Here is a 6,627-nt window from a genome sequence, read left to right as displayed (position 1 = left end):
CGCCCGGAACACCGGTGGCGCAGCCACGACCTCGTCGACGAACAGATCGGGCCCGATACCTGCGTGAGGTACCGGGCCCGCATGCGTCTGTGATGTCAGTCCAGTGACACCGGGGTGACGCCGTAGGGCGCCAGTCCGGCCACTCCCCCGTCGCGCGCCGTCAGGACGGAAACACCATCCTCGGTGATCGCAATCGAGTGCTCCCAGTGAGCGGCGTCGCGGCCGTCGACTGTACGCACCGTCCACTCGTCATCATCCGTCTGCGAAGCAATATCCCCGCGGGTGAGCATCGGCTCGACCGCCAGGACCATGCCAGGCTTCAGGCGAGCCTGAATCCCGCGAACGTTGTAGTTGAGAACGTCCGGCGGCATGTGCATCTTCGTCCCGATACCGTGGCCAACAAACTCCTCAATGATGCCAGCTTCCCAGCCGTTGATAAGAGCATTCTCTGCGACGACGGTCTCAACCGCGTTGCCGACCGCGCTAATGCGCTTGCCGGTCGCAAGCCCCGCGAGGGCAGCCCACAGGGACTCTCGCGTCACTGCGTCGAGCTGACGACGCTCGCGCAGCAGGTTCTCGTCCACTCCGGCGATAGCACCGGTGGCTCGCTCCCCCGCCGCGAAGTCAGCGTCCGACACGAAGGTTTCGCCAACGATGACGCTGAAGGCAGCGTCCCCGTGCCACTGGCGACCACCGCGTTCCACATACGCACCGCAGTCAAAAGACACGATGTCGCCAGGGGCCAGCTCATAGTCGCCCGGGATACCGTGAACGATCACGTCGTTCACGGAAATGCACACCGTCGCCGGATAGCCGTAGTAGCCCTTGAAGTTGGAAGTCGCTCCCCCGTCGACAATCGCCTGGGCGCTAACCTCGTCCAGCTCACGCGTCGTGATGCCGGGGCGAATGGCACCGCGCAGGGCCTCGTGGATAGACGCGACGACCAGGCCGGCCTCGCGCATCCATCGAAGCTCCTGCGCGGACTTCAGTTCAATGCGTGGCATCGCTTAGTTCTTTGCCACCGAGTCGAGGATCGCAAAGATGCGAGCCGTGACGTCGTCGATCGAACCCGAGCCGTCCACGACCTCGAGGAGATCCTGATCGACGTAGTAGGTGGCGACGGGCAGCGTCTGCTGGTGGTAAACCTCCAGGCGATGGCGCATGACCGGCTCAGTGTCATCCGTGCGGTGCTGCTCCTGAGCACGCTTGAGCATACGCTCCACGACCTCATCCTCGTCCACCTGGATCTCCAGGACGACGTCGATGGCCTTACCCAGGTCGAGAAGCATGTCGCGCAGGACGTGCGCCTGCTCCAGCGAACGCGGGTAGCCGTCCAGCAGGAAGCCATTGGCAGCGTCGGGGGCTGCGAGGCGCGCCTTCACCATCGTGTTCGTGACCGAGTCCGGAACGAACTCGCCACGATCCATGTAGGCCTGCGCCTGCTTGCCAATCTCCGTACCTTCCGCCATGTTGGCACGGAAGATGTCGCCCGTCGAAATAGCCGGGATACCAAGGCGCTCAGCGATGCGCGAGGCCTGGGTGCCCTTACCAGCTCCGGGAGGGCCGAGGAGGATGACGACTGTCATTTCAGGAATCCTTCGTAGTGGTGCTGCTGCAGCTGCGTGTTGATTTCCTTCACCGTCTGCAGGCCGACACCGATGATGATGAGCAGCGTGGTGCCACCAAAGGGCATCTGCGAGCTCGACAGCTTCAGCGGGATGATCGCCAGAGACGGCAGGAGGGCAATGATCACCAGGTAAAGGGCACCGGCAGAGGTGATTCGGTTGATCACGTAGCGCAGGTACTCAGCCGTGGGGCGTCCCGCACGGTATCCGGGGATGAAGCCTCCGTACTTCTTCATGTTGTCCGCAACCTCGTCCGGGTTGAACGTAATCGCGGTGTAGAAGAAGGTGAAGAACAGGGTCATGAGGGCGTAAATCGTCAGGTAGAACGTGCTGCCCTGCGTGAAGTGCGCGGAGATCCACTGGACCCACTGATCATCAGGCTTGCCGAACTGCGCCGCCATCGGGGGTAGGGCAAGAATCGAGGACGCGAAGATGACGGGGATAACGCCCGACATGTTGATCTTCAGCGGGATGTACGTCGTCGTGCCGCCGTACTGACGACGGCCGATCATGCGCTTGGCGTACTGGACGGGAATGCGGCGCTGCGCCTGCTCCACGTAGACGACAGCGATAGCGACGAGGAGAAGCAGGGCGACGATAGCGGCGACTGAACCCCACTTGCCAGCCTGGCCGATCGACAGGAGCTGCTCGGGCAGACGGGCGGCGATAGACGTGAAGATCAGCAGCGACATGCCGTTACCGATGCCGCGCTCTGTGATGAGCTCGCCGAGCCACATGATGACGCCGGTGCCGGCCATCATGACGATGATCATCATGATGAAGGTCAGAACCGAGCGGTCCTTGATGATGTCGTACTGGCACGACTGGAAGAGCTGGCCGCTGCGGGCGAGAGAGATCGTCGTCGTCGCCTGCAGGATGCCCAGGAAGATCGTCAGGTAACGCGTGTACTGCGTGAGCTTCGCCTGGCCGGTCTGCCCCTCCTTGTGGAGGTCATCAAAACGAGGAATGACGACCCTCAGCAGCTGAATGATGATCGACGCGGTGATGTAGGGCATGATGCCGAGCGCGAAGATCGACAGCTGGAGGAGCGCTCCACCCGAGAACAGGTTGACGAGGTCGAGCAGCGACGCCTGCGACTCCTGCGCCATGCAGCGCTGGACGGCCTGCGAGTCCACGCCGGGCGTCGGGATGAACGAACCCAGCCGGAATGCGGCCATGATGAACAGGGTAAAGAGCAGCTTCCGACGCAGGTCGGGGGTACGGAACGCCTGGGCGAATGCACCGAGCAAGGCTTCCTCCTACGGGTGATGGGCAAGCGGGGCGAAGCCCCTAGACTGATCCAGCTTACCCGACACGGGTAGCGGTTGGCGATATCCAATCATTAAAAAAGCGCATTGCCATGTATTTAACGAAACACGGAGCGCGTGATCCCCGATGCGGAGATCAGTCGTTTTCGCGGGCAAAAGGCAATTTGACAGCCTGTCGCTCGCGATACGATAGACACGTAACGGGGGTGGTCCCTCGCAGGACCACCCCCGTTCACCGTCAGCGAGCCGAGATGGACCCGCCGGCAGCCGTGATCTTAGCCTCGGCGGAAGACGACCAGGAGTCGACCTCGACCTCGAGCTTCACGCTGAGTTCGCCGGTACCGAGCACCTTGACGGGCGCGGAGTCGCGAACGGCGTGCTTGGCGATGAGATCCTCAACCGTGACCTTGCCGCCCTCGGGGAAGAGCTCCCCGAGCTTGCCAACGTTCACGACCTGGTACTCAACGCGGAAGGGGTTCTTGAAGCCGCGAAGCTTCGGCAGACGCATGTGAATCGGCATCTGGCCACCCTCGAAGCCAGCAGCAACCTGGTAACGGGCCTTGGTGCCCTTGGTGCCACGGCCAGCGGTCTTACCCTTCGAACCCTCACCGCGACCCACGCGGGTCTTCGCGGTCTTGGCTCCGGGGGCAGGACGCAGGTGATGCAGCTTAACGATCTGCGTCTTGTTCGTGGAGTCCGCCATTGTCAGTCGACCTCCTCAGCGGTCACCAGGTGACGCACGGTGCGAACGGCGCCCAGAACGGCATCCGTCTGCTCACGCACGACACTCTGGCCGATCTTGCGCAGCCCGAGGGTGCGCAGCGTGTCCTTCATGTTCTGCTTCGCGTGAGCAGAGGACTTGACCTGCGTGATCTTGATGTTCTTCGCCATCACTTAGCCTCCCCTGCAGCGGCCTTGTCGGCCTCGGCGGCCTCGGCAGCCGCGCGCTTCTCAGCCTCGCCCTCTGCGCGAGCGCGCAGCATGGACGCGGGAGCAACGCGCTCGAGGGGCAGGCCGCGGCGAGCGGCGACAGCCTCGGGCTGCTCGAGCTGCTTGAGTGCGTCAACCGTCGCGTGGACGATGTTGATCGCGTTGGACGAGCCCAGCGACTTGGTGAGCACGTCGTGGACGCCCGCGGCCTCCAGGACGGCGCGCACCGGGCCACCGGCGATAACACCGGTACCGGGGGCGGCCGGACGGAGCAGGACGATACCGGCGGTATCGCGGCCCTGCACCACGTGCGTGATCGTGCGGCGGATCATCGGGACGCGGAAGAAGTTCTTCTTCGCCTCCTCAACGCCCTTGGAAATGGCCTGAGGAACTTCCTTGGCCTTTCCGTAGCCGACACCCACCGTGCCTTCGCCGTCACCCACGACAACCAGGGCGGTGAAGGAGAAACGACGTCCACCCTTCACAACCTTGGAGACGCGGTTGATCGTCACGACGCGCTCGATGTACTCGTTCTTGTTCTCGTTGTTCCGGCGGTTATCGCGATCGTTGCCGCGGCCGGAGCGGCGCTCACGGCGATCGTTGTTCTCGCCCGCGCCCGAACCGTTCCTGTCTCGCTGCTGTGCAGCCATCAGATGATCTCTCTTTCTTTCGGCTCGTTCACAGCTCGAGTCCGCCCTCACGGGCGGCCTCGGCAACGGCCGCAACGCGACCTGCGTACTTGTTACCACCACGGTCGAAGACGACAGCGGAGATACCGGCAGCCTTCGCACGCTCGGCGATCAGAGCGCCAACCTTGCGAGCCTTGTCGGTCTTCGTGCCCTCGGAACCGGCGACCTCGGTCTCGATGTCGGAGGCCGACACCAGGGTGTGGCCGACCGTATCGTCGATGACCTGAGCCACCATGTGGCGGTTCGAACGGGTGACGACCAGACGGGGACGCTCGGGCGTGCCGTTGATCTTCTTGCGGAGGCGGAGGTGACGGCGCTTGCGAGCGACGAACTTGCCCTTGCCCTTGATCGAGTAAGCCATCACTTACCAGCCTTTCCGACCTTGCGACGGATGGTCTCGCCCACGTAGTGGATGCCCTTGCCCTTGTAGGGCTCCGGCTTCTTCAGCTTGCGGATGCGAGCAGCGGTCTCGCCGACGAGCTGCTTGTCGATTCCGGAGACCGTGAACAGCGTCTGGGACTTCGGAGCGATCGTGAACTCGATGCCCTCGGGCGGGGTGATGGTGATCGTGTGGGAGAAGCCCAGGGAGAACTCGAGGTCCTTACCCTTGGCGACCACGCGGTAACCGGTGCCCGTGATTTCGAGATCCTTCTTGTAGCCCTCGGTCACGCCAACAATCATGTTGGCGATCAGCGTGCGGGACAGTCCGTGGAGCGAACGCGAGGTGCGCTCGTCGTTCGGACGCTCAACGACAACCTGGCCGTCTTCGATCTTCGCGACGATGGGCTCGGCGACAACGTGAGAGAGGGTGCCCTTGGGGCCCTTCACGGTCACGTTCTGGCCGTCAATCGTCACGTCGACGCCGGCGGGGATAGCGATGGGGTTCTTACCAATTCGCGACATTGTTCAGCCTCCTCATCACCAGATGTAGGCGAGGACTTCCCCACCCACACCCTTCTCGGCTGCCTGGCGGTCGGTGAGCAGGCCGGAGGACGTGGACAGAATCGCCACGCCGAGGCCGCCGCGGACCTTGGGCAGGTTGGTGGACTTGGCGTACACGCGCAGACCGGGCTTGGACACGCGCTTGAGCCCCTGGATGGCGGCTTCGCGGTGCGAGCCGTACTTCAGGTTGATCGTCAGGGTCTTGCCCACGCGGGCATCCTCGACGGAGGTCGAGGCGATGTAGCCTTCCTCGACCAGGATGTTCGCAATCGCGTTCTTGAGCTTCGAGTACGGCATGGAAACCGCATCGTGGTGCGCACGATTCGCGTTGCGCAGACGCGTCAGCATATCTGCAATCGGGTCTGTCATTGTCATGGGGGTTTATTCCCCTTCCTCGTCGCGGTTTCTCCGGTTACCCGGGACCTGCGACGTTCGTTTTACCAGCTGCTCTTGGTGACACCGGGGAGCTCGCCACGGTGGGCAAGCTCGCGCAGGCACACGCGGCACAGTCCGAACTTGCGGTACACCGAGTGCGGACGACCGCAACGGTTGCACCGGGTGTAGGCACGCACGCCGAACTTCGGCTTGCGGGCAGCCTTGACCTTCAGGGATGTCTTGGCCATGGGTCAGTCCTCCTTGAACGGGAAGCCGAGGTGACGGAGAAGGGCGCGACCCTCTTCGTCGGTGGTGGCCGAGGTGACAACCGTGATGTCCATGCCGCGCACTCGGTCGATCGAGTCCTGGTCGATCTCGTGGAACATCGACTGTTCCGTGAGACCGAAGGTGTAGTTACCGTGACCGTCGAACTGCTTGGGGGACAGTCCGCGGAAGTCACGGATACGGGGAAGCGCCGTCGAGAGGAGGCGGTCCAGGAACTCCCACATGCGGTCGCCGCGAAGCGTCACGTGCGCACCAATCGCCTGGCCCTCACGCAGCTTGAACTGCGCGATGGACTTCTTGGCGCGGGTGGTCACGGGCTTCTGGCCGGTGATCGCGGTGAGGTCGCGGAGCGCGCCCTCGAGTGCCTTCGAGTCGCGAGCGGCCTCGCCGACACCCATGTTGACGACAATCTTCGTCAGTCCGCCGACCTGCATGACGTTCTCGTGCTTGAACTCTGCACGGAGCGCCTCGCGGATCTCGGAGACGTACTTTTCCTTCAGACGCGGGGCCATG

At 63.3% G+C, this 6,627-nt stretch carries 11 protein-coding genes; all 11 read right to left on the bottom strand.

Going from position 1 to position 6,627, the window contains the following annotated elements; genetic code table 11:
• Positions 1-95: 95 nt before the first annotated feature.
• A complete protein-coding gene (locus HMPREF1137_RS09325; protein ID WP_034497653.1) occupies positions 96-1,004 on the bottom strand; it encodes a type I methionyl aminopeptidase in 909 nt (302 codons plus the stop codon).
• A 3-nt stretch (positions 1,005-1,007) separates the two neighbouring features.
• Positions 1,008-1,586: an adenylate kinase gene (locus HMPREF1137_RS09320; RefSeq protein ID WP_009054742.1), complete on the bottom strand. Its 579-nt coding sequence runs from the start codon at positions 1,584-1,586 to the stop codon at positions 1,008-1,010.
• Positions 1,583-2,875: a preprotein translocase subunit SecY gene (gene secY, locus HMPREF1137_RS09315; RefSeq protein WP_009054737.1), complete on the bottom strand. Its 1,293-nt coding sequence runs from the start codon at positions 2,873-2,875 to the stop codon at positions 1,583-1,585. Before secY ends, HMPREF1137_RS09320 begins: the two co-directional genes overlap by 4 nt.
• A gap of 256 nt (positions 2,876-3,131) precedes the next feature.
• Positions 3,132-3,596, bottom strand: coding sequence for a 50S ribosomal protein L15 (gene rplO / locus HMPREF1137_RS09310; protein WP_003790587.1), 465 nt, complete (start codon positions 3,594-3,596; stop codon positions 3,132-3,134).
• Positions 3,597-3,598: 2 nt separating this feature from the next.
• A complete protein-coding gene (gene rpmD, locus HMPREF1137_RS09305; RefSeq protein WP_016460322.1) occupies positions 3,599-3,784 on the bottom strand; it encodes a 50S ribosomal protein L30 in 186 nt (61 codons plus the stop codon).
• Positions 3,784-4,473, bottom strand: a complete 690-nt coding sequence (gene rpsE / locus HMPREF1137_RS09300) for a 30S ribosomal protein S5 (protein WP_009054680.1) — start codon at positions 4,471-4,473, stop codon at positions 3,784-3,786. The genes rpmD and rpsE overlap by 1 nt, the downstream gene beginning before the upstream one ends.
• Before the next feature lie 28 nt (positions 4,474-4,501).
• Positions 4,502-4,873 (bottom strand): 50S ribosomal protein L18, encoded by a 372-nt coding sequence (gene rplR, locus HMPREF1137_RS09295; RefSeq protein ID WP_003790591.1) that lies wholly within the window; start codon positions 4,871-4,873, stop codon positions 4,502-4,504.
• The gene (gene rplF / locus HMPREF1137_RS09290; protein WP_009054657.1) at positions 4,873-5,415 is read right to left on the bottom strand and encodes a 50S ribosomal protein L6; all 543 of its coding nucleotides are present in this window, start codon (positions 5,413-5,415) and stop codon (positions 4,873-4,875) included. Before rplF ends, rplR begins: the two co-directional genes overlap by 1 nt.
• Before the next feature lie 15 nt (positions 5,416-5,430).
• Positions 5,431-5,829: a 30S ribosomal protein S8 gene (gene rpsH, locus HMPREF1137_RS09285; protein ID WP_009054660.1), complete on the bottom strand. Its 399-nt coding sequence runs from the start codon at positions 5,827-5,829 to the stop codon at positions 5,431-5,433.
• Between the two features lie 62 nt (positions 5,830-5,891).
• Positions 5,892-6,077: a type Z 30S ribosomal protein S14 gene (locus HMPREF1137_RS09280; protein WP_003790603.1), complete on the bottom strand. Its 186-nt coding sequence runs from the start codon at positions 6,075-6,077 to the stop codon at positions 5,892-5,894.
• A gap of 3 nt (positions 6,078-6,080) precedes the next feature.
• Positions 6,081-6,626 (bottom strand): 50S ribosomal protein L5, encoded by a 546-nt coding sequence (gene rplE / locus HMPREF1137_RS09275; protein ID WP_003790605.1) that lies wholly within the window; start codon positions 6,624-6,626, stop codon positions 6,081-6,083.
• Between the last annotated feature and the right edge of the window lies 1 nt (position 6,627).

It is taken from the genome of Actinomyces sp. ICM39 (assembly GCF_000282935.1).
GTDB classification, from domain to species: Bacteria; Actinomycetota; Actinomycetes; order Actinomycetales; family Actinomycetaceae; genus Pauljensenia; species Pauljensenia odontolytica_B.
This window is presented reverse-complemented; position numbering and strand designations above follow the sequence as displayed.

Coding starts and splice junctions, on each gene's coding strand:
- HMPREF1137_RS09325 (WP_034497653.1), bottom strand. CDS start 1,004: ATGCCACGCATTGAACTGAAGTCCGCGCAGGAGCTTCGATGGATGCGC.
- HMPREF1137_RS09320 (WP_009054742.1), bottom strand. CDS start 1,586: ATGACAGTCGTCATCCTCCTCGGCCCTCCCGGAGCTGGTAAGGGCACC.
- rplO (WP_003790587.1), bottom strand. CDS start 3,596: ATGGCGGACTCCACGAACAAGACGCAGATCGTTAAGCTGCATCACCTG.
- rpmD (WP_016460322.1), bottom strand. CDS start 3,784: ATGGCGAAGAACATCAAGATCACGCAGGTCAAGTCCTCTGCTCACGCG.
- rpsE (WP_009054680.1), bottom strand. CDS start 4,473: ATGGCTGCACAGCAGCGAGACAGGAACGGTTCGGGCGCGGGCGAGAAC.
- rplR (WP_003790591.1), bottom strand. CDS start 4,873: ATGGCTTACTCGATCAAGGGCAAGGGCAAGTTCGTCGCTCGCAAGCGC.
- rplF (WP_009054657.1), bottom strand. CDS start 5,415: ATGTCGCGAATTGGTAAGAACCCCATCGCTATCCCCGCCGGCGTCGAC.
- rpsH (WP_009054660.1), bottom strand. CDS start 5,829: ATGACAATGACAGACCCGATTGCAGATATGCTGACGCGTCTGCGCAAC.
- HMPREF1137_RS09280 (WP_003790603.1), bottom strand. CDS start 6,077: ATGGCCAAGACATCCCTGAAGGTCAAGGCTGCCCGCAAGCCGAAGTTC.
- rplE (WP_003790605.1), bottom strand. CDS start 6,626: ATGGCCCCGCGTCTGAAGGAAAAGTACGTCTCCGAGATCCGCGAGGCG.